Genomic DNA, 23,690 nt, shown 5'->3' on the forward strand with positions numbered 1-23,690 from the left:
AACGGGACGATTCATTTTACTATAGTATTTTAGAACGGATACCCGATGGCCAGGTTCAGCACGCCTGTCCCGAAGAGGCCGGATTTAGGTCGGCCGCCGTTGGGGTACGTAGGGTCGCGGAGCGGGTACGCCAGATCCACCCTGATCACGAAGAACTGCACATCTACCCGTAGACCTGCTCCCGCGCCAATGGCCAGTTCGCTCATGAAGTTACCGCTGAACTTACCGCCAGGCCGGGTGGGGTCTTCGTTCACGAGCCAGATGTTACCGGCATCCGCAAAGACCGCGCCTTTCAGGTACGGGTCCATGAGCGGGAAGCGGAACTCCGCGTTGGCCTCCAGCCGGATGTCGCCGGTCTGGTCAAAGTAGGAGAAGCTTTGGGAGACCTCGTTGCCGGGCTCCTGTAACGCTCTTGGATTATACACCCCTGGGCCAAGGCTGCGGGCCGGGAACGCCCGGATACTGTTGGGCCCGCCAATGCCGTATTGTTTAATGTACGGCAACACACTGGAGTTTCCGTAAGGCAAACCATAGCCGCCCAGCAGGCGGGTGGCCAGCACCAGCTTCTCGGTGAGGTTGAAGTAATAGCGGGTTTCCAGGTCAAACTTGGCGTACTGTGACAAGGCCTGCCCGCGAAACGTGTTAGGGTTTTCCGGATCGGCGGGTCGTTTGTTTTTCACCCGGTAAAAGAGTCCCCACAAGCCGCCCGAAAAATCCAGCCCGGGGCTGATATATAACTGGTGTTTGCGGCCGGCAATGCCCAGGGTATTGTACACTAACCGGTAATTGCCGCCAATGATGAGCTGCTGGTCAAAGGCCCGGGCCAGGAACGGACGCTGGGCCAGTTCCTTCTCAAACGCGGGCGTTGGGTTCATCAGCCGCGAGTACTGCACCTGCACCGGGTTGAGCTGGATCTCGGTGGTAGCGTACTGCCGCCACGAGTACCCGTACTCAAAGTTGAAGGAGTTCTGCTGAAAGAATTCCTTCCGATTGATAAACCGGAAACCGAGCGCAAACCGCGTTCTGGGCTGGTACATGCTGCTGGCAATCCGGATGTTGAACGGCGAGATGATGCGGGGCACGTGCATCTCGGCATCGGCCCCCACCTCCGTGGAGGTAAGGCCGGAGCGGGCGCTGTCTCCGCTGATCTGTGACTCAAAAGAACCCACCAGGTTGATGAGCAGGAGTTCGGCGCCCCGCAACGCATTCCGGTTCCGGAAACTGACCGTTATACCCGGCCCCGCGTATCCGTTGGATTTCTGCACGGTCTGTACCTCCGCCCGGATGGACTTTTTCTTGGCCTGGGTTAAGAGGATGTCGGCATTCAGGCGGCCGCTCAACCCAACGGAATCCAGCGGGGTGAACCTGACCTCGGCAAACTTGAAGGTGCCCAGATCCATAAGGCGGTTGACGGTCTGCAGGTGGTGCTTGCGGCTGTAAAGGTCTCCGTTTTCCACAAACACGGCGTTCAGAATGGTTTTCGCCTTGAAGGTTTCCTCGTCTGGGTAGTATTTGTAATCACGGTACTGGACCGGGGCCTCACTGTCGCCCAGGGTGTCTCCTAAAGAGAAATCTGTATAGATGCTGACCTGCTGGTACCGGTACGGGATCAACGCTTTATCCGGGGCAGTGTCCTTGATGCGCACGTAGATGTTCACCTTGTTGTTGAGGGTGCTGTCTACGTGGTAAATCAGGTAACTTTCGTCAAAGAAGAAAAAGCCTTTCTCCTTCAGAATCTCATTCACCCGCAGGCGCTCGGCAATCAGTTTCTCCAGGTTATACGGATCATTCACCTTCAGCAAGCTTTGGGGCTCCGTTTCCCGGATGGCCATGGAAAGGCTGTCGTTCCCCTGCGGAAACTGGATCTGCTGTATGGTATACTGGCGGCCCACGGTAGCCTCATAATGTACCGTGGCCATTTTGCGCTTGCTGGTAGTGTCAAGGGTGTGCGCCAGCGTGGGGGAAAAATACCCGTTGTTATACAGGCGGTTGATCATGTTGGCCTGCACCCGGTCTGGGTGGGCCTCGCTCAACAGCACCGGCGGCTCTCCCAGCCGAGTCTTGATCCAGTTGGCGATGCCTTTGCGTTCCCGGTTTCCGCCCATGGCGTTGTAAATCCAGAGCTTGGGACGCATGCCCAGAAAAGAGGTATTGGGCTGCGGCCGAATGGCGGCGTTCAGCTCCGGTTCCAACGCTTTGGTGTTGGTCTCCGGCACCGGTGACGTTACTTTGATGTCACCGCCAATGTAGAGATAATCTCCCTGGGGTACGCTTTTGGTGCTGCTGCAACCCGCCAGAAAGGCCAGGAGAAACAACAGGGATACGCTCCTGGAGAAGGAGGAGGCAGAGAAGGTCACGTGTCTTAAAAGCGATATCATTTATTTTGCTTTGCCAGTATTTCTAAAGAGGTCTGCGAGGCTGTCATACTCCCGCACGAACAGCAGGGAAACACCGGTGCGTATTAATTGTCCATCCAGGAATCCTTCGTAGGAGTTGTTCCGGAAAGCCCGCAAGCGCAGTCGTCCGTCCTGGGTCACCGAGTATTCCACAGAGACGTCGCCCGCGAAGGCATTGCTGCCGGAGTTGGTATTGCCGGAGCTGCCCTGGTCATTGCCCCCACCCAACGGAATGTCCGTCCCAAAACTTACGGTTAACCGGTCGTTGAGGAGCTGGCGGCGCATGGCCACGTTCAGGTCGGTGCGGCTCTGGGCATCACCGGACGAATAATCATCATAGGTGTTCAAGCCTAACTCCAAGCCCAGGCTACCCAGGTACTGACCCGTCAGGTTGTTGAGCTGATCAGAGAGCACCTTGCTGGCGCTGCCGCGCAAAGCACTGTTGATGCCACCTCCGCCCGAGGAAGCCAGTGGGTCCTGCGCCATGAACCTTCCCAGCACCAGCAGGGAGAAGACCTGTTTGGTGCGTTCCGCTTCCTGGGTAGGCTGGCTGAGTTGATCCAGGCGGGCATCCACCTCGGCCACCATGGCGCCTTTGGCTTTCTCGTCCAGTTCAATGTTGAACGAGATGGCAGGGCGCATGATCTCGCCTTTCATGTTCAGGCGTACGTCAAACGGCAGTTTCTGACGGAACTGGCCCGCCGACCCGGCATCTACCCCGGAGGTCTGGCTCTGGATGAGTTCCAGCGGAGCGGCGTCTATGTTGTAAATGGCCGTGATATTGGCATCTGCCTCCAGCATGTCACCGGTCCAGACAATATAACTGGCCGGGTCAAACTCAAACTCGCGTTTCACCAGTTCATAGAGGTTTAGGGAGTAACGGCCTTCCGTGACGTCATAGCGGCCCGTTAAGGTGATGTTTTCCGTCACGTCATAGCCCACGCGTAAGTTCGCCTCGCCTCTGATAGTCAGGTTATCGCCAGATTCAGGGTCCATCAACACTGTGATAGGGGTTTCATCGGTCAGGGTCAACGTCATGTCCATTTCGATGCCCTGGATTTCGGTCTCCAGCGTGTCTATGTCTTTGGGGCGGTTGATGCGGCGGTTGCGCGCGCTGTCTACGTCCACAAAGACCACAATGCCCTCTCGGTTCACGCCCACTTCTTCCTGCGGCATCACATAAGTGAGGGCAGAATTAGGGGCCACGGTCACGTTGGTGGTAATGACCGGCACATTCAGGTCACCGGTGATGCGGGTGTCGCTGTCCAGGAACACGCGGCCGTAATAGAGCGGGTTGTCAGCGGCGGTGCTGTTCATGACCATGAAATCATCGGTGGTGGCCCGCAGGTCGAACCGGTAATCCAGGAAGTTGGAGGTCAGGATGGAGCCGTTCACGGTAGCGCGGTTGTTCAGGGAATCCAGCATCACAAACTCATTGAACTGGATGCCCTGGTTGTTCACGGTTAACCGCTCATCAGGTACCCGGAACGTAGAATTCAGCATGGCGATGTTGAAGGTAGCGTCTCTGAACTGCAGATCACCGGTCATCTGAGGGGCCTCCAGGGTTCCCCTGATCGCCACGTTGCCCAGCAAATTACCGCCCATGTTTTTGACCATGCCAGCCGTGAAAGGTTGCAGCGAGGCCAGGTTCAGTTGGCCCATGTCCAGATCAAACGACATGGGTTTTCCTTCAGAGGTCAGGTAGTAGCCCGCCAAGGTCACGTTGTTGCCATACCCCGAGAGGCGGGCCGTCATGTTGTAGCGGTTGGCGGTAGGATTGCTGGCTTGCAGGGTTAAATCACCTACCGGGAAGGTCTGGTATTCCAACCCGGTCAGACCCATGTCTGCCGTAAAGCTCATGTTGCCCGTAATGTCATTGACGGTGGCCGTTCCGTTGAGGGTACCGGCTACCAGACTGTCCTGATCCAGGAACGCGCGGGCCAGGTACCCGATGTCCAGATCGGTGATGTTCACGTTGAGGGGCGAGTTGGGGTTCTGCGGATTCTGGCTTTGCAGCGCCAGCGACATAGGACCGTTGGACAGGCGCAGGGCATCGGCCACCACCGCTCCAGAGGACGTGTAGTAGCGTACGTAGTTGTTCGCAGATACTTCCCATTTATCGCGGTTAATCAGCAAATCAGGGTCAAAACGTACTTCCAGCGCATTTTGCAGTTGCTGTAACCGCACACCTAACGCCGTCTGGTCCTCGCCGGCCTCGTTCTGGATCGCGGCCCGCGTGGCCACAATGTTGTTCTGCACGTTGCCTCCCAGCACAATGTTCTCAATTTTCAAGGTGTCTTGCCGAACACGCTCGGCCCGCACGGCATAGTTCAGTTGTGTTGGGTTAGAGCTCATTTCCAGCCTCATGGAATCAAGGCGGGTAGTGGTGTAACGCAGGCGCGGTACATTAGCCACCAGTTGCAGGTTAGCCGTCTGGCTGTTGTAGTTGCCGTACAGCGTATCCAGGCGCAGGCGGGTCAGGCCGGGAACAAACGCCTGGAACACCCTAGGCTTGTGCAAGGCCATGTTAAAGGAGAACTGCCGGTTGCGGGCGCTGGGTTTGTAAGGGCCGTTCCCCAGGTCATAGTACCGACTGATGTGGTTCATGAGCTCCGGCCCGATGTCGCCCAGCCCGATGTTTCCGTTCAGGTTCGCGGTAAGCACGTCAGACAGGATCCGCAACTCGCTACGGTTAGGCTGCTGGGTGATGTACACGGCCAACGAGTCAAACTTAAGCGGACGGTTGTTGCTGGTAAGGGCCGTGTTGCGGGCAATGATGGAGCCGTTCAGGCTGTTGGCATCACCGCCGCGTATGTTCGCAACAATATCGCCGCGCAGGCGCAGGTCCTCAGAATAGAGTTTTAAGGCCTGGAAATCCACCGCGCGCAGGTTGGCCGTCATGGCAATGTCTGGTTGGGCGCCGCGCAGGTTCACCGTGCCGTTCAGGGCGAAGTCCAGGTTCTGGTCCTGGGTGCTGTTGGCTTTGATGGCGTAGCGGTTGCGGTTGGCGTCCACGTTAAACCCGATGTTGTGGTAGTTGTACCCGCCGTACTCAAAGCTCTGCACGGTGCCGTTGATCTTGGCCACCATGGTCTCGGGCGTGATGCCGGTGCCGTTGATGTTGGCCACCAGGGAAGCCTTGCCCAAGGTTGGGTCTTGCATTAAGCGGCCCAGGTCAAAGCGCAGGAGGCGCACATTTCCTTTGATGCGTTCCTGACCGGCGGTGCGGCCCGGGGTCATGTCAATCTTGGCGATGGCGTTCCCGAAGGTGGTGCGCACGGTAGCGTCTACGTCAAAGGCGGTCATGGTCCCACTGAACGATCCTTCCACGTCCATGGACGGCGGCAGGGTGATGTTAGCCGGCAGCGTGCCCGCCGGAAGCAGGGATTTCACGTCGGCGGCGGTGGTATGAAAACGGTTGATCTGGAGGTTGGCCGCCAGGTTGTCTGGGTTGGGTAAGCCCCGGATACGACCGCTCAAAGCCAGATCGGTGTTGCGCCAGCCGCTCACGCGCACGTTGCTCAGGAGCAGGTTGTCCATGCGGCCGTTGACGAGGCCGCTCAGGCGCACGGTCTGGTTCAGGTTGCCCGCCAGCGGCGGTTGGCTCACCAGCGAAGGTTGCAGCAAGGCGATGTCCCGGAACCCGATGTAGGTATTCTGCAAATCAGCGGATAAGGTGAGCTTGCTCAGGTCATCGGCGGCGGTTTCCAGCGACGGGTAGCCTACTTTCAAACGGCGCGCGATGCGGCTGTGTCCCGTTTCCAGCACCAAATCTGAAAGTTCGGTCTGAACCGAGTCAAACAAAATACCGGCGGTGAATTGCTTTACCTCAAAGCCGCTTTTTTCCTGGAACGTGAGTTGGTCCAGTTGGGCGGTGGTGCGGTTGGTGCTGAAGAAAAGATCAGAAAGCTGGATGTTCAGGTTGCGGGCCAGGAGGTGGTTGTAGTCCATGCCCCGGGCTTGTTTGGGCGCGTCATAGTTGTCAAAGGCGGCGTCTACCTCGGTCACGTTCAGTTTGTCCAGCGTCACCACCCAGTTCACGGGCTCGCCGGTAGTTTTGGAAACGGCTTCCTCAATGGCTTCCACGGCCTCTTTCGGGTTCACCACGCGGTACTCGGCGGGCATTTCGGCGTTTTGGGAATAAGCCAGGGTGCTGTTGTGCAGCTCCAGGTTGCTCAGGTCAATGCGCGAGTTGATGAGGTCGATGTTGTCAGAAGCTAGGCGGGCCTGGCCCAGGTTTACGTCAATGTACTGCTTGGCCACGCCGTTGCGGTATTTCAGTTTCACGCGGTCCAGCGCCACCGTCTTGAGCCCGAACTGCATGGTCAGGGGCTCAGATTCGCCTTCGGGCGGAACTTTGGTCTGCACCATGTCCACGTAGGTGTCGCGCAGCGTGATGTCGCCGATGCGGTAAATTTCCTTGGTGAGGTCCAGCTCGTCCATCTTCACGTTGAGGTTGCCCACGCGGGTGCGCACGTTCTGGCCGTTCACCTCGTCGCGGTACGTGAGGAAGATGTTCTTGAAGTCAATGGTGCCGATGTCATAGACAAAACCGGCGCTGGTAGTGTCCTGCACGGTGGTGTCGGTGGGTGTGGCGAAGGCCTCCAGGATGTAGTCAAAGTTCGAGACGCTGTCGGGCAGGGTACGGTAGAGGTGCGCGGTGGCGTTCTCCAGTTCCAGGGACTTGAGCGCCACTTTTGACTTGAGGATGCCCAGAATGTCCAGATTGGCGGCCAAACGCTCAGAATACCAGAGCGTGTCGCCTTTCTGGTCTTCCAGGTACACGCCCTCCAGCAGGATGTCTTTCCGGAAATCGCTGCGGAACTTACCGATGCGGACTTCCGTCCCGATCTTATTCTGCAGGTAATTCTCGGCCTTGCTGGCGGCAAAGTCCTGCACCTTGGGTATCTGGAGGGCTACAAGCAACAGCACCACCAATACCAACACCCCGCCAATGATCCAGAGGAGCACGGCCAGCGTTTTAAGCGTATATCTTTTTACAGTATGCGTAGACAAAATGAAGAAGGTAGCAATTTTAGGAGATGCTACTTGTACTCAAGATATATAGCTGTGGTTACATATAGACTGGCTAAAGAATAGGATTAAACCACTTTTTAGGGCCTTTTTTCCAAAAGAAGCCCCAAAACACCACAATTTTTCTTCAGGCCAACCTTCTGGCCGGCTTGCCCTGGCAGCGCATCTTTACCTTGAAGCCGCCCTTGCGTATGTTTTAGAAAAATAACCTGATGAGTACTTCGCCTGCCCCGCCGGAAACACCCGAAAAACACGCCCTGAACCAGGAACGCCGACAGCTTCTCCGGCGCCTGCAACATGCCCTGGAGGGGCCCATGATCTTCCTGGGATTTGTGTGGCTGGTCTTGCTGGTGGTGGAGCTGATCTGGGGTTTGGGGTCAATGCTGCAGCTGCTCAACTATGCCATCTGGGTGATCTTTATCCTGGATTTTGCCCTGCGGTTTACCCTGGCCCCGGAGAAAGGCGATTTCCTGAAAGCGAATTGGCTCACCGCTATTTCCCTGGCGGTGCCGGCCTTGCGGGTCTTCCGGGTCACGCGGTTTGTGCGGGTTTTCAGGACCGTACGCGCGGTGCGGGGCATCCGGCTGGTGCGGGTTTTGAGTTCCTTAAACCGGGGCATGAAAAGCCTGGGCGCCACCATGGGCCGCCGGGGCTTCGGGTACATGCTGGCGCTCTCGCTGGCGGTGTTGTTTTCCGGCGCGGCCGGCATGTACGCGTTCGAGAACGAGGTGGAAGGCGGGATCTCGTCCTACGGCGAAGCTCTTTGGTGGACGGCCATGATCCTGATCTCGCTGGGCAGTGAGTACTGGCCCAAAACCCCCGAAGGCCGCGCCCTGTGTTTTGTGCTGGCGTTGTACGGATTTGCGGTATTTGGGTATTTCACGGCCTTGTTGGCCAGTTTCTTCCTGGACCAGGATGCCGCCAGCAACACCTCGGCAACCGCCGGTGCCACTCAGATTGAACAGCTGCACTTGGAAGTGAAGCTGTTGCGGAAAGAATTACAGGCGGTGCTAGCGCTGCGGCAAAACGCTGATTTTGGAGTTCCACTTGAAAAACCAAAGGCTGATAAGGATAATGACAAGGGAGTGGGCAATGTTGCAGAGGGAACGTAGTTGAACCTACCACCTTCAAGGCAGGAGATTCAATCCAACGTGATTGCCTGCCATTGCTGATTCAGCGAACGTTCTATTGAGGCTCTCGCCTCATGGAAGTTGCAAACTTCCGGTCATTATAGGCCCAAGTCACAGACTTGAACCATGTTTTCACCTTTAAGGGAGAAAGGAACGCGTGTGACCGGCAAGTGTAAACATCCCCCTTCGCCCCCTTCAAAGGGGGAGTCTCCGCTTTAGAGGGCAGGAGTCCATTGCAACTTTCCCCAGTTCCAGTCTTTCCCGAGCGCGCCTCGCTTTTGGCCATGGAAAGGCAAAACTAAGCGCAAAAGACTTCTCAGGCCGAAAGGACAGTGCGAGAGGGGAAGACGGGGCCTCGCGGCCGTGAGCGCACGGAGGGAAACCATGCAACAACCCAGTATAAGGGCACCGCATCCGCCAGCCACGGCAAACTGCCTGCACCAGCCTAAGGCACTAGACGCAAGAAAGACAATTATCTTTCATTGCAACTCTGATCTGTTTTGACCAGCCGGCGGGTGTCAAAACCCAGTTCGCGGGCTTTTTGGGACAAACGGGCGAAAATCGCGGAATCAAGCTGCGGGGCGCGGGACAAGATCCAGAGGTAGTCGCGGTCTGGGGTGCCCACCAGTGCGTGGGAGTAATCATCGGCCAGGGCCAGAATCCAGTAATCGCCCCGGAAGGGCCAGAAGAACTGCACGCGGAGTTTGGCGTTGTGGCTGCCTTCCACCGGAAACGCCTTGCCTACCACGCCATCTTCTTTGCCGGCAGGGCTGCCTTTGCGGCAGGTGTTGCGCACTTCCACGTAGCCTTCCTTGGGCGTGTACTCCGCGAAGGTGCAGTGGCAGCCTTTCTCAAAACGTTGGGGGAACGCCGCTATCTCGTACCATTTGCCGGCATAGCGTTGCAGGTCTACCGAGGCGACGGTGGGTAAGGGAGCGTTTTTGGGTTTCAGGGCCAGGTACAAAGCTCCGGCGGTCAGCAACCCGGCACCCAGGCCGGTAAAGATTAGTGGTTTTTTCATGGCAGAAGACGTAAAGGTTACTCCGTTTCCCAGTAGGGCTGCAGGTGAAGCAGATGGGAAGCGGAGCAAGGACTTTTACGTCGCTGCTTAGTGAAGGGGTTTGCGCATCTGGTAATGCTGCACTTCTCCGAAGAGTAAATGCGTGGGAAACTCTTCGGTGAAGCCGTTGCGCTTGTAGAAGTTGCGGGCGTACTCGCGGGCCTGCACAATCAGGTCCTGGGCACCCAGCTTGCGGGCTTCTTCTTCCACCGCCTGCAGAAGCCGGCGGCCTACCTGTTTGTTCTGGTACTTGGGGGCCACGGCCAGAAACCGAAGCTGGGCTTCCTGATCTGATTCCAGGTGCACGCGACATCCTCCCATGATTTCGCCGGTATTCTCGTCAAGAGCCATTAAATGAATGGCCTGGTCGTCATCCTCGGCGCGCTCGCTGCCTATGGGTTGGTGCCAAGGCTTGCGTAACATTTCGTAACGTAAACGGTAATACTGCTCAAACTCGTGAAAGGTAGAGGGCTGAATAATTTGCATGACTGCGTTTTTAAGCTCTTTTCCGTAAAATTCCGCTAAACTAGTAACTTTGTTCGGCATCCGGCAATAAAACCGTATAAATACCCAATCATTTTCTAATAAAATCCTCTTATGCCTTCATTCGATATCGTGAGCAAGGTTGATCCGCAGACGCTGGACAACGCCATCAACACCGTGAAAAAAGAGATTCAGACGCGCTTTGATTTCCGGGACTCCAAAGGCAGCCTGGAGCTGGACAAGAAAACCAACATCGTGCACATCGTCACCGAGAACGACATGCGCCTGCGCCAGATCGAGGATATCATCCTGAGCAAGATTGTGAAGCAGCAGATAGATGCCACGGCCCTGGATTTCAGCAACGAGGCGTTCCCCAGCGGCCCGATGATCAAGAAAGACGTGAAAGTGCGCGCCGGCATTGACAAAGAGGACGCCAAGAAGATTGTGAAGCTCATCAAAGACAGCAAACTCAAAGTGACGCCCGCCATCATGGACGACCAGGTGCGCGTGACCGCCAAGAAGATTGATGACCTGCAGGACGTGATTGCGATGCTGCGCCGCGCCGAGCTGGGCATTCCGCTGCAGTTCGTGAACATGAAGTCGTAGCCCAGGCGGCTCTCCGTAATAATACCTAAAAAGGAGGCCGGGCCGCTGCCTGGCTTAACTCCGCCGGAAACACTGCGTTTAAATCTCTTGAATTCTGCTACCCAGCGCCCAATCCACTACCTGATTCTGTAAAACTATGTTTGACGTATTCTCCAGCCCAGATGTCTGGCTAAGCCTCCTCACCCTTACCTTCATGGAAGTAGTGCTGGGGATTGACAATATTGTGTTCATCTCCATTGTGGTGGCGCGGTTGCCCAAAGCCCAGCAGGCGCGGGGGCGCACCATCGGGTTAATGCTGGCCCTGGTGTTCCGGATTATCCTCCTGATGTTCATCAGCCACATTGTGAACGCGAACCAACCGCTCTTCACCTGGAACCTGCCCTGGATGGACGAGCCGTTCAATGTCTCCTGGCGCGATATTATTCTCTTTGGCGGGGGCTTGTTTTTGCTGGCCAAGAGTACCACCGAGATCCACAACAAGCTGGAGGGCGAGGAAGAACACCATAGTGCCGCCGGCGGAACCGCCACCATGGGCAAGATTCTGGTGCAGATTGTGATGGTGGACATTGTATTCTCCTTTGACTCTATCTTAACCGCTGTTGGTCTGGTAGACCATGTGATTGTGATGATTGTGGCCGTGATCATCTCCATGGGCATCATGCTGGCCTTCGCCAAGTACGTGAGCGATTTCGTGAACGACCACCCCACCGTGAAGATGCTGGCCCTGTCCTTCCTGATCATGATTGGAGTGATGCTGGTGGTGGAAGCCCTGCACGCCCACATCCCGAAAGGCTACATCTACTTTGCCATGTTCTTCTCGCTGCTGGTAGAGATGCTGAACATGAAGCTCCGCAAGAAAACCGAGCCGGTGCAGTTGCGCCAGAGTGAGATCAAAACGGAAGACATCACCGTGCAAGGCCGTTAAGGGCCTGCTTTCCACAAAAGTGCTAAAAACAAAAGCGGGAGCCTGTGAAGGTTCCCGCTTTTGTTTTTAGGCGGTTTATCAAGGGGACAGCTTTCTTAAGGGTTCCGCTTCGCTGAAAGGATGAAAAATTTTCATAAAACGGTTTAGCTAAATAATTTTCCGTAATGATGGCTGTTTTGAGGCTGTTTTGGCCAAAACAAGCTGAAAAGGCCGTTTTCGCGAGTTTTACGCCCGACGCACCGTGGTGGCGAGCTACTCCAGGGGCAAGCTGGAGTAGCCCTTTTTTCCGGGCAGGGGAGGCGGGGTGCTTGCTTTTGCTGTTTTTAAATTTTATTATTAAAAGTCCGTTTTGTTGATACTATATCAATGGAAGGGCAAGGAATGGCGATGCCGTTGTCATTGCTCCATTCCTGAAAAGCCAAATTCCTTTATGCCAACTAAGCAAACAACCTTCCTCTATGGCCGATAATCGTTACGATGCCATTGTCATTGGTTCCGGGATTTCGGGCGGCTGGGCTGCCAAAGAACTCACCGAAAAGGGCCTCAAAACCATCCTGCTGGAGCGGGGCAGAAACATAGAACACGTCAAGGATTACGTGAACGCGAACAAGCATCCCTGGGAACTGCCGCACCGCGGGGGCCGCACGCAGGAGATGATTGAGAATTACCCGGTCCTCAAACGCGACTACACCCTCAATGAAGCCAACCTGGACTATTGGGTGAACGAAAAGGAAAGCCCCTACATAGAAAGCAAACGCTTTGACTGGTACCGGGGCTACCACGTAGGAGGCCGTTCCCTCATGTGGGGCCGCCAGAGTTACCGCCTGAGCGACCTTGATTTTGAGGCCAACGCCAAAGACGGCATCGCCGTGGACTGGCCCATCCGCTACAAAGACCTGGCGCCCTGGTACAGCTACGTAGAGAAGTTCTCGGGCATCAGCGGTTCCAAAGACAACATTCCGCATCTGCCCGACGGCGAGTTCCTGCCGCCCATGGAGCTGAACTGTGTGGAGAAAGACGTGGCCGCCCGCCTCAAGACGCATTACAAAGGAAACCGCCACCTCATCATCGGCCGCACGGCCAACCTCACGGCGGCGCATAACAACCGCACCAATTGCCAGTACCGCAACAAGTGCTGGTTGGGTTGCCCGTTTGGCGCATACTTCAGCACGCAGTCGGCTACGCTGCCCGCCGCCATGGCCACGGGTAACTTAACGCTTCGGCCGCATTCCATTGTGACCAAAATCCTGTATGACAAAGACACCAAGAAAGCCAGAGGTGTAGAGGTGCTGGATGCGGAGACCAACCAGACGTATGAGTATCTGGCCAAAGTGGTGTTCCTGAATGCCTCTACGCTGAACTCCACCTGGGTTTTGATGAACTCGGCCACCGATGTATGGGAAGGCGGGCTGGGCAGCAGCAGCGGGCAGTTGGGCCACAACCTCATGGACCACCACTTCAGGGCCGGGGCCAAAGGCGAGGCGGAAGGCTACGATGACAAATATTATTATGGCCGACGGCCGAACGGCATCTATATCCCGCGGTTCCGGAACGTGAACGGCGACAAGCGCGACTACATCCGGGGTTTCGGGTACCAGGGCAGCGCCAGCCGCTCCGGTTGGGGCCGGGAGATTGCCGAGTTGGGCATCGGGGCTCAGTTGAAAGACGCCATGACCGAGCCCGGCGCCTGGACCATGGGCCTTACCGGTTTCGGGGAGACGCTGCCGTACCACGAGAACATGGTGAAACTGGACAAGAACAAGAAAGACAAATGGGGCCTGCCGGTGCTGGACATTTCCTGCGAGATAAAGGAAAACGAGCATAAAATGCGCCAAGACATGGCCAATGACGCGAAGGAAATGCTGGAGATTGCCGGTCTCAAGAACGTGGAAACCTACGATGCCGGCTACGCTATGGGCCAGGGCATCCATGAGATGGGCACCGCCCGCATGGGCCGCGATCCTAAGTCCTCGGTCCTGAACCAGTATAACCAGGTGTGGGATGCGCCTAACGTGTACGTGACCGATGGCGCGGCCATGACCTCGGCGGGTTGCCAGAACCCATCGCTTACCTACATGGCCCTCACCGCCCGCGCCGTGGACCATGCCGTTAGTGAGTTGAAGAAAATGAACATCTGATTTCCCTCAAGCTACCCCCTCATGACCGAAGAAGAAAAAAAATCCGCCCCGCAGGACAGCACCAGAAGGCAGTTCCTGAAAACCGGAGCCCTGGCCGCGGCCGGATTCATGATTGTGCCCCGCTACGTGCTGGGCGGCAAAGGCTACACCGCCCCCAGTGACCGGCTCCGGATAGCCGCCGTGGGCGTGGGCGGCAAAGGCGAAAGCGACATCAAGAGTTTCCATGACAGCGGCAAAGCCGATATCGCCTTTCTATGCGACGTAGACGACACCCGCGCCGCCAAGTCCCGGGAACGGTTCCCCAAAGCCAAGTACTACAGAGACTGGCGCGAGATGTTCGATAAAGAGGCAAAGAACTTTGATGCCGTCTCGGTCTCCACGCCTGACCATAACCACGCCGTGACCACCATGGCCGCCATGCAACTGGGCAAGCACGTGTATGTGCAGAAACCGCTCACGCATGACATCTATGAGGCCCGCATGCTCACCGATGCCGCCAAACGCTACAAGGTAGTCACGCAAATGGGCAACCAGGGCGCCTCCGGCGATGGCGTGCGCCAGATGCGCGAGTGGTATGACTCTGGGGCCATTGGTAAGGTGCACACCATTTACAGCTGGACCAATCGGCCGGTTTGGCCGCAGGGCATCCAATGGCCAGCCACCAAAGCCGAGGTACCTAAAGACCTGGATTGGGATCTATGGTTAGGCACCGCACCCTACAAAGACTACGTGAACAAACTGGTGCCCTTCAACTGGCGCGGCTGGTGGGACTACGGCACCGGCGCCCTGGGTGACATGGGTTGCCACCTGATTGAAGCTCCGTTCCGGGTACTGGATTTGCAGTATGCCACTGATGTGCAGGCCAGCGTAGGCAGCGTGTATGTAGACGAGTTCAAGCGCGGCTACTTCCCCGAGAGCTGCCCGCCTTCCAGCCACGTGACCCTGACGTTCCCTAAAACCGATAAAACCAAAGGCCCAGTGACCCTACACTGGATGGATGGCGGTATTCAGCCAGAACGTCCCGAGGAACTCGGTCCCAATGAGGTATTTGGCGATGGCGGCAACGGAACGCTCTTCGTGGGCACCAAAGGCAAGATGATGTGCAGCACCTACGGGGCAGACCCGCGCCTGTTGCCTACTTCCCGCACCCATAACGTGAATCCCAAGCACCGGCTAGCCAGAGTACCCGGCGGGGCCGAAGGCCATTATGCGCAGTGGGTGGAAGCCTGTCTGGCCGGATACGGCAAGATGGAGGTAAGTTCTCCGTTCGAGATTGCCGGTCCGCTCACCGAGGCTTTGCTCATGGCCAACCTCGCCATCAGAGGCATTGATGTGCGCAAACCCAATGCCGCCGGCAACGGCTTCGATTACCCCGGCCGCGGCGTGAAACTGCTCTGGGACAACCAGAACATGCGCGTCACCAACTTTGACGAAGTCAACCAATTCGTGAAACGCGACTACCGCGCCGGCTGGACGTTGGGCGTGTAAGTATATGAAGTTGGTGCTTTCCGTCTCCTGCAACGTGGGATAGAAGAGGAGTACCATCAGTTTAGACAATGTTTTTAGAAAACAGGCCATAAATGGTTTAAGATGAATAGAAGAGAAGCGATTGCCGCTATTGGCTGGATGATGGGCGGTACCATGATTGGTGCCGAGTTCCTGGTTTCCTGCACCAATAGTTCCCCCAAAGTCAACAAGCTGTTTGACCAGGACCAGGTGACGTTGTTAGACGAGGTAGGGGAGACCATCATTCCTACCACCAGCTCGCCCGGCGCGAAAGCCGCCAAAATAGGTACCTTCATGGCTACCATGGTGCAGGATTGCTACACCCCTGAAGACCAGAAAATCTTCCTGAAAGGCATTTCCCAACTGGATGACGCCAGCAAAAAGAAATTCAACAAGAAGTTCCTGGAAGCCAGCGCACAGGAGCGCACGGCCCTGCTCAACCAACTGGACCAAGACCAGAAGAACCACCAGAAAAACAAAAAAGCCGAGGAGCCTAACCACTACTTCCGGATGATGAAGGAGCTCACGTTGCTGGGCTATTTCACCTCAGAGGTGGGAGCCACGCAGGCCCTGCGCTACCTTCCGGTGCCCGGCCGTTTTGACGGCTGCATGCCGTATAAAAAAGGCGATAAGGCCTGGGCTACCTAAGCGGCGGCGTTGCGCGGCGAACTGGCCTTCAGGTGCGCGCTGGGTGGAAGCGTAAACCCGTGGACATAAGTTTTTGCCCGAAGGAAAAATCATCCAGATAAAATGCCATATTTAGGCAGTTTTTCTAAAAACGATGCTAAAACAGACCTCGCCGCTGCACCAAGTTGTCCGGTAGAGATCTGTTGGCGGGTCTCTATTTCAGATTGTCATCAAACCTAAAACCATAGAATTACGCGTACCCACTATGAAAAAATTTTTCCTTCTAGTAAGCTGCTGCGCTTTCATGGCAGCCTGTAACAGCAATTCGTCCACCAACGAAGGGGCCGTGGAAAGCTCCAGCGCTGATTCTTCTTCCGCCGCGAACATGAGTGCCGCCAGCCGGCAATCTGATGCAGACACCAGCAGCCTCAACATCGGGACGGACCGTACCGCCGGAGCCGGCGTTAGCCCGCACGCGAACGGCGAGAAATTGATCGCCCAGTCAGATTGCACCGGTTGCCATAGAATAGACGAGAAACTGGTAGGTCCGGCGTACCAGGCCGTGGCCGACAAATACGAGAACAACGAAAAAGACACGGACTATCTGGCGGGCAAGATCATCCAGGGCGGCAAAGGCGTTTGGGGCGAAATCCCGATGACACCGCATCCTAACTTAAGTGAAGACGAAGCCAAGCAAATGGCTCAATATATCCTTTCACTCAAAAAATAAAACGGCTATGGCTCTCCGCAAGATCATCCCACTTCTGGCCCTCGGTGCGTTCAGCGCCTGCACGTCTACCTCCCTCAAATCTACCATGGACAACAACCAATCTGGGGGCACTTTTGCAGAAACGGCCTTTAAACCGCTCTTCGACGGCAAAACTACCACCGGCTGGCACACCTACGGGCAAACCGCCGCGGGCAAAGCCTGGAAAGTAGACAACGGTACCCTGCACCTGGACGCCGCCAACAAACAAAACTGGCAGAAGGGCGACGGCGGAGATCTTGTGACGCAAGAAAGCTACGACAATTTCCACTTGAAGCTGGACTGGAAAATAGCGGCCAAGGGCAACAGCGGCATCATCTTGTTTGTGCAGGACGATGCCGCCAAATACCCCAACACCTGGAACACCGGCCCCGAGGTGCAGGTGCTGGACAATAACGGCCACCCCGATGCCAAAATCCACAAGCACCGCGCCGGTGATTTATACGACCTGATTGCCAGCAGCCCCGAGACGGTGAAGCCCGCCGGTGAGTGGAACCAGGTGGAAATCATCAGCAACAAAGGCCAGTTGGAGATCATCCAGAACGGGGTGAAAGTGGTTGCCACTACTCTGTGGGACGATAACTGGAAGAAGATGGTGGCCGGAAGCAAGTTCAAAGACATGGCGGATTTCGGGGCATTCAAATCCGGGAAGATCGCCTTGCAGGACCACGGAGACGATGTCTGGTACCGAAACATTCTAATCAAGCGGCTGTAGAACCGTCGTTTTGCCCATGAGCCAACCTCCAGCTTCAACTTGCCTTCGCTTACCCCACCTGCTATGCCAGACAAAAACAGAAGAATCGCCATCAAAGGAATATTGGCCACTACCGCAGCTTTGACCGCCACCGGCTCTTTGTCCTGTTTTGCCCAAAACGAGCCCAAAACGGAAACTACCTATGAACTGAAAGGCAACATCAACCACTCGGTGTGTCGCTGGTGCTTCAATGAGTTGTCGGTGGAGGAACTCTGCGTGGCCGCCCAGGGAATGGGCCTGAAAGGCATTGACTTGGTGGGACCCAAAGACTGGCCTACGCTTAAGAAACACGGGCTGATTTCCACCATGTGCAACGGCGCGGAGATCAGCCTCACCGAAGGGTTTAACCACCCGCAGTACCACGCCACGTTGATTAAGAATTACTCAGACATGATCCCGCTGGTAGCCAAAGCAGGGTACACCAACCTGATCTGCTTCAGCGGAAACCGCAACGGCCTGGATGATGAAACGGGTTTAAAGAACTCGGTGGAAGGTCTGAAAAAGCTGCTGCCGCTGGCCGAGAAGCACAAAGTAGTGCTGGTGATGGAGTTGTTGAACAGCAAAGTCAACCACCCAGACTACCAATGCGACCGTACCGCCTGGGGTGCCGAGCTGGCCAAGCGCCTGGGCTCCGAAAACTTCAAGCTGCTCTATGACATCTACCACATGCAGGTAGACGAAGGCAACGTGATCCAGACCATCCGGGAGAACCACCAGTACATCGCACATTACCACACCGCCGGGGTGCCGGGCCGCCACGAGATTGATGACACCCAGGAGTTGAATTATCCGGCCATTATGCGCGCCATCAAAGCCACGGGTTTTAAGGGCTTCGTGGCGCAGGAATTCATTCCGCAGGCCAAAGACAAACTCGCGTCCCTGAGAAAAGCCGTCCAGATCTGCGATGTCTGAGGGCTTTCCCTTTAACCGAACCCAACTAACCGTTCACCTACCTAAACCGAAATGAACAACAGAAGATCTTTTTTACAGAAGCTCGGGTTACTGTCAGCCGGAGTGGCCTTCGCGCCCTCGTTGCTGACTTCCTGTGATTCTTCCAGCCAGAACACCACCACCACTGCCTCTACGGAGGGAACTGACACCTCCGCCACCTCCACAAGCACCGGAGACACGGGCTTGAGTGACATCGGGATCCAACTCTACACCCTGCGGGAAGTGCTACCCCAGGATGTGAAAGGCGTGATCGGGAAAGTGGCGCAGGCCGGGTACAATGATGTGGAAACCTATGGGTATTCCGTAGACAAAGGCTACTGGGGCTTAGAACCCACCGCTTTCAAAGAACTGCTCACGGCCAATAACCTGCTTTCTACCAGCGGTCACTACGAGTTTGGCCAGTACATGAAAGACGGCAACACTGATATTGTGAAACGCTACATTGAGGCCGGCAACATTGTGGGCCACAAATACATCACGGTGCCGTACCTGGGCGAAGAGCTGAGAAACAGCGCCGATGCCTACAAAAACATCGCTGACAAGGTGAACAAGGCTGCCGAGCTCTGCAAAGCCGCCGGACTGAAGCTGGCCTACCACAACCATGACTTCGAGTTCAAGCAATACGGTGACACCACCGGCTATGACATCCTGCTGAAGGAAACCGATCCGGCGCTGGTCAGCTTCGAGGCCGATTTGTTCTGGATGGAAAAAGCGGGCCGTAAGCCGGTAGACCTGTTCAGCCAGCACAAAGGCCGCTTTGTGATGTGGCACGTGAAAGACATGGACAAAGCCAAGCCTGACCTGAACACCGAAGTTGGCAACGGTACCATCGACTACAAAGCCATTTTCGCCCAAGCCAAAGCCTCCGGCGTTGACCGCATCTTCGTGGAGCAGGAAAACTTCGCCGCCGGCATGGACCCCTTCCAAAGCATCAAACAAAGCCGCGACTACGTGAAAAATACCCTACTCGTGTAAGCCGCGGACTACCTATTGTCAAAACCGTTTCGGGCCTGTTTTACCAAAAGCAGGCCCGAAACGCGTTTACAGGTTCCTGTTCAGTTTCTTAAGAGTTCTTTTGCTTCGAAAGTAGATTGACTAACAAACCCGAGTTGAGGCTGTTGCCGCACGGCAGTTGCAAACTGCCGGCCATTTTGGGTCCAAGTCACAGACTTGAACCATGTGCTTCTTCTATCACGTCCGCAGGACGATGAAGGCATTGCAGCAGCACAAGCAGCCATAAGTCCATCTGCGCTTCCCCAGCGGAGGGCCGCCTGCGTAGCCCGAGGCAAGGGGAAGCGCAAGCAGTAACGGCTCCAGCAGCAATGGCCTTAGCTCCCTATGAAACAGAAGGCTTTTACCCGGTGGTACCAACTGAAGCCCCGCCTGTTTGAGCGTCAGCGAGTTCGGGGCTTCTTGATTCTTTTGGTTACTTTTCTCATCCAGGAGAAAAGTGACAAACGCGGGCAGACCGCGACTCCAGCCTTAAGGCTTGGTAGGAAAGAGGTGGAGAGCAAAAGCAGATAGCTAACTTGAGCGGCAGTCATGGTCGTTGGTGAGAACACCAACAACGGGGGGGTGGCTGGTCACTAATCAGTGTTAGCTCAACAAGAAGAAAAGGCACGGAAATAAATCCACGCCATAGAAGCAAATGCGTTTTAAGCCTGTTTTCTCAAAACAGCCCCAAAACGCATTTACCCCGGTGCAGCTCAGCAACCTATCAAAACAATCCTTATCTTCACAAATCCCAAACTATCACCCAACTAACCCCTTTATTATGAAGCAGTTTTTTGCCAACCATATGCCTGGCTGGAGGAAACCCGTATTGCTGCTTTGCACCCTGGGGCTGTTCGTGGAGCCTTCGCTGGCCCAGAACGCACCTGCCCCGGCAAAGAAAGACAGCCCCAAAAAAGAAGAGAAAAAAGACCTGCCGTTGGAAGCGGGCCGCACCATTGACATCAACACGAAGGAAGGTTCTTGGCTCGCGCTGGACGTACACCCGGCGGGCGGACAGCTTATCTTCAGCATGCTGGGCGATTTGTATTTGCTGCCGATGGCCGGGGGCAAAGCCGAGCAGTTGACCGAAGGCATGGCCCTGGATGTGCAGCCGCGTTTCAGCCCGGACGGCAAGTCCATCGTGTTCCTCTCAGACCGCGACGGAAACGACAACGTGTGGGTGATGGACCTGGCTACCAAGAAAACCCGCCAAATCAGCAAAAGCAAAAACGAGAACTTTCAGGCTGCTGAGTGGACGCCCGATGGCGAATACCTGGTGGTGTCGCAAGGCCGCCGGAACCTGAAACTGCACCTGTATCACAAAGACAGCGGGAGCGGAACACAGTTGATCAAAACGCCTGAGACCCTGAAAACCGTGGAGCCGGCGTTTGGCAAAGACCCGCGCTATATCTGGTATTCGCGCCGCACCGGAGGCTGGAACTACAACGCGCAGTTGCCGCAGTACCAATTGGCCACGCTGGACCGCGAAACCGGCGAAACCGATACCCGCACCTCGCGCTACGGTTCGGCATTCTCGCCTACCTTGTCGCCGGATGGCACGATGCTGGTCTACGGAACCCGCCACAACAACGAAACCGGCCTGATTGTGCAGAACCTGAAATCCGGCGATGAGAAGTGGCTGGCGTATCCGGTGCAGCGCGATGAGCAGGAGTCCATCGCGCCGCTGGGCGTGTTGCCGGCCATGTCGTTCACGCCAGACAGCAAAGAGTTGGTGGCCTCGTACGGCGGAAAAATCTACCGCATTCCGGTGAGCGGCGGTGCGGCCAAGGAAATTCCGTTCGAGGTGAATACCAAAATCGCCATCGGGCCTAAGCTGGAGTTCAAGTACCCCATCAGCGATGACAAAACCATGAAGGTGACGCAAATCCGCGATGCGGCTATGTCGCCGGACGGCAAACGTCTGGCCTTTACCGCGCTGGACCGTCTGTACATCACTGATTACCCGAATGGTACGCCAAAACGCGTGACCACCAATGATTTCACCGAAGCGCAACCTGCCTGGTCACCGGACGGCAAGAGCTTGGCGTTTGTGACCTGGCAGGAGAAAACCGGGGGTGCCATCTACAAAGTAGCGGCTACCGGCAAAGGCAAACCAGAGAAGTTGACCGTGGAGAACTCCGTTTTCCAGGAGCCGGTGTGGTCACCCAAAGGTGACAAAATCGTGTTCGTGAAAGGCTCGGCGCAGACTTACCGTGAATCGGCGGGACCGGGCGCGTTTGACGCGCGGCAGACCATTAACTGGATTTCTTCTAAAGGCGGCGCCAGCACGTTCGTGACCAAAGCCAACCTGGGCGCGAACCCGCACTTCGTGCAAGGCGATGACCGCATTTACCTGTACAGCTCCTCTGACGGCTTGATTTCTATCCGGTGGGACGGCACCGACAAGAAGCCGTACGTGAAAGTAAAAGGCATCACCACCTTCGGGTCGTTCGCCGACATGCTGGAGGAGGAGATGAGCCACAACACGCACGTGAACGAGCGCGAGCCGCAGCAACAGGCTTCTACCGCTACTACTATTATCAAAGCTCCGAAGGGCGACAAAGCGCTAGCTCTCATCAACAACGAGATTTACGTGGTGACCATCCCGTTTGTAGGCGGCGAAACGCCCACCATCTCCGTGGCCGATATCGCCAGTTCGCAGTTCCCAAGCTGGAAACTCACCGACATCGGCGGTCAATTCCCGAGCTGGTCAGCCGATGGGAAAAGCGTGTACTGGTCCATCGGGAACGCTTTCTTCGCCTATAACATGGACCAAGCCTTCGCGAAGAAACGTGAACTGGAAGCCGCCGAGGAGCTGAAGAAAGACGCCAAGCCCGCCACCGAAGTGAAGAAAGACAGCACCGGCGCCAAAGAAGCCGTGAAGATTGAAGGCTACAAGCCGGTGGAAACCAGAATTGCGATCACTGTGCCGCGTGACATCCCGACGGGAAATATCTTGTTACAAGGAGCCCGCATTATCACCATGAACGGCGACGAGGTAATTGAGAACGGCGATATTCTGATTCAGGACAACCGCATCAAAGCGGTAGGAGCCTCCGGTACGCTGACCGTTCCGCAGAACGCTACGGTCATGGATGTGAAAGGCAAAACCATTACGCCGGGCTTCGTAGACACCCACGCGCACATGTGGCCGCGTTGGGGCGTGCACTCCAACCAGGTCTGGATTTACGCCGCGAACTTAGCCTACGGCGTGACCACCACCCGCGACCCGCAAACCGCCACTACCGACGTGTTGACCTACTCAGATATGGTGGAAACCGGCAAGATGATCGGGCCGCGCGTGTACTCCACGGGTCCGGGCGTTGGGTACTGGTCCTATAACCTGAAAAGCTTAGACCATGCCAAGAGCGTGCTGAAGCAGTACTCTGATTACTACAACACCAAGACCATCAAAATGTATTTGGTGGGGAACCGCCAGCACCGTCAGTGGATTATCATGGCGGCCAAGGAACAAGGCCTGATGCCTACCACCGAAGGCGGTCTGGACTTCAAACTGAATCTGACTGAGATTCTGGACGGCTACCCGGGCCATGAGCACTCGTACCCCATCTATCCGCTGTACAAAGACGTGCTGGAGTTTGTGTCTAAGTCGCAGATTGCCTACACGCCAACTTTGCTGGTTTCCTACGGCGGTCCCTGGGCCGAGAACTATTACTATGCCACGGAAAATGTAATCGGGGATAAAAAGCTTAACTACTTCACTCCAAAAGTGGAGTTAGACGAGAAAGCCCGACGCAGAGGAGGTTGGTTCTCTAAAGAAGAGCACATCTTTGACCGTCACGCGCAGTTTGTGAACAGACTGGTGAAAGACGGTGGTTTGGCTGGTGTGGGTTCGCATGGTCAGTTGCAAGGCTTAGGGTACCACTGGGAACTCTGGTCTATCCAATCCGGGGGCATGAAGAACCTGGATGCCTTGAAAGTAGCCACCATTTTAGGCGCGAAATCTTTGGGCTTAGACGGTGACTTAGGCTCCATCCAGAACGGTAAACTGGCCGATTTGGTCATCATGGACCAGAACCCGCTGGAGAACATCCGGAACACCAACTCCATCAAATACGTGATGCGGAACGGTCGTCTGTACGATGCCAACACCCTGGATGAACTGGCCCCCACCAAGAAGAAAGCGCCGGACTTTGACTGGCACAGCGCGCTTCCGCTGGGTGTGCCCGGAGTGCAGGAATAATTCTGAAATACGGTTGAAGAAGGCCTTCCTTGCTAAGCAGGGGAGGCCTTTCTGTTTTGAGGCAGTTTTTAAGAAATCGGGCCAAAAACAGCATCGGTCTCGTATCATAGAACTTCT

15 protein-coding genes are annotated in these 23,690 nt (G+C 55.9%); 11 read left to right on the plus strand and 4 right to left on the minus strand.

The window, feature by feature from the left end; genetic code table 11:
* Positions 1–29 precede the first annotated feature (29 nt).
* Both tamL and H7U12_RS05165 read right to left on the minus strand, forming a co-directional pair.
* Positions 30–2,378: a translocation and assembly module lipoprotein TamL gene (tamL, locus tag H7U12_RS05160; protein WP_186633981.1), complete on the minus strand. Its 2,349-nt coding sequence runs from the start codon at positions 2,376–2,378 to the stop codon at positions 30–32.
* Positions 2,379–7,412 carry a translocation/assembly module TamB domain-containing protein gene (locus H7U12_RS05165; RefSeq protein ID WP_206683874.1) on the minus strand — a complete coding sequence of 1,678 codons (5,034 nt, stop codon included), beginning with the start codon at positions 7,410–7,412 and terminating at the stop codon, positions 2,379–2,381.
* 230 nt (positions 7,413–7,642) lie between these two features.
* Between H7U12_RS05165 and H7U12_RS05170 the strand changes: the two genes are divergently transcribed.
* Complete coding sequence (locus H7U12_RS05170; protein ID WP_186633987.1) at positions 7,643–8,542, plus strand: ion transporter; 900 nt, start codon at positions 7,643–7,645, stop codon at positions 8,540–8,542.
* A 490-nt stretch (positions 8,543–9,032) separates the two neighbouring features.
* On the opposite strand, the gene H7U12_RS05175 is transcribed toward H7U12_RS05170, so the two are convergent.
* Both H7U12_RS05175 and H7U12_RS05180 read right to left on the minus strand, forming a co-directional pair.
* On the minus strand, positions 9,033–9,581 hold the full coding sequence (locus H7U12_RS05175; protein ID WP_186633990.1) for a lipocalin family protein: 549 nt from the start codon (positions 9,579–9,581) through the stop codon (positions 9,033–9,035).
* 87 nt (positions 9,582–9,668) lie between these two features.
* A complete protein-coding gene (locus H7U12_RS05180; protein WP_186633993.1) occupies positions 9,669–10,106 on the minus strand; it encodes a GNAT family N-acetyltransferase in 438 nt (145 codons plus the stop codon).
* Positions 10,107–10,217: 111 nt separating this feature from the next.
* Between H7U12_RS05180 and H7U12_RS05185 the strand changes: the two genes are divergently transcribed.
* The 10 genes from H7U12_RS05185 (at position 10,218) to H7U12_RS05230 (ending at position 23,573) form a co-directional block, all read left to right on the plus strand.
* A complete protein-coding gene (locus H7U12_RS05185; protein ID WP_186633995.1) occupies positions 10,218–10,709 on the plus strand; it encodes a YajQ family cyclic di-GMP-binding protein in 492 nt (163 codons plus the stop codon).
* Between the two features lie 136 nt (positions 10,710–10,845).
* Entirely contained in the window at positions 10,846–11,634 is a 789-nt protein-coding gene (locus H7U12_RS05190; protein WP_186633997.1) for a TerC family protein, read from the plus strand.
* Positions 11,635–12,092: 458 nt separating this feature from the next.
* On the plus strand, positions 12,093–13,772 hold the full coding sequence (locus H7U12_RS05195; RefSeq protein WP_186634000.1) for a GMC oxidoreductase: 1,680 nt from the start codon (positions 12,093–12,095) through the stop codon (positions 13,770–13,772).
* Between the two features lie 21 nt (positions 13,773–13,793).
* Positions 13,794–15,260 carry a Gfo/Idh/MocA family protein gene (locus H7U12_RS05200; RefSeq protein ID WP_186634003.1) on the plus strand — a complete coding sequence of 489 codons (1,467 nt, stop codon included), beginning with the start codon at positions 13,794–13,796 and terminating at the stop codon, positions 15,258–15,260.
* Positions 15,261–15,362: 102 nt separating this feature from the next.
* Complete coding sequence (locus H7U12_RS05205) at positions 15,363–15,926, plus strand: gluconate 2-dehydrogenase subunit 3 family protein (protein WP_186634006.1); 564 nt, start codon at positions 15,363–15,365, stop codon at positions 15,924–15,926.
* Between the two features lie 244 nt (positions 15,927–16,170).
* Complete coding sequence (locus tag H7U12_RS05210; RefSeq protein ID WP_241749144.1) at positions 16,171–16,635, plus strand: c-type cytochrome; 465 nt, start codon at positions 16,171–16,173, stop codon at positions 16,633–16,635.
* Between the two features lie 7 nt (positions 16,636–16,642).
* Positions 16,643–17,386, plus strand: a complete 744-nt coding sequence (locus H7U12_RS05215; RefSeq protein ID WP_241749146.1) for a 3-keto-disaccharide hydrolase — start codon at positions 16,643–16,645, stop codon at positions 17,384–17,386.
* Between the two features lie 63 nt (positions 17,387–17,449).
* A complete protein-coding gene (locus tag H7U12_RS05220; protein ID WP_186634009.1) occupies positions 17,450–18,337 on the plus strand; it encodes a hydroxypyruvate isomerase family protein in 888 nt (295 codons plus the stop codon).
* 51 nt (positions 18,338–18,388) lie between these two features.
* Positions 18,389–19,351 (plus strand): sugar phosphate isomerase/epimerase family protein, encoded by a 963-nt coding sequence (locus H7U12_RS05225; protein ID WP_186634012.1) that lies wholly within the window; start codon positions 18,389–18,391, stop codon positions 19,349–19,351.
* Between the two features lie 799 nt (positions 19,352–20,150).
* On the plus strand, positions 20,151–23,573 hold the full coding sequence (locus tag H7U12_RS05230) for an amidohydrolase family protein (RefSeq protein ID WP_186634015.1): 3,423 nt from the start codon (positions 20,151–20,153) through the stop codon (positions 23,571–23,573).
* The last annotated feature ends 117 nt before the right edge of the window (positions 23,574–23,690 follow it).

The organism is Rufibacter sediminis (assembly GCF_014269285.1).
In the GTDB taxonomy this organism is placed as follows: domain Bacteria; phylum Bacteroidota; class Bacteroidia; order Cytophagales; family Hymenobacteraceae; genus Nibribacter; species Nibribacter sediminis.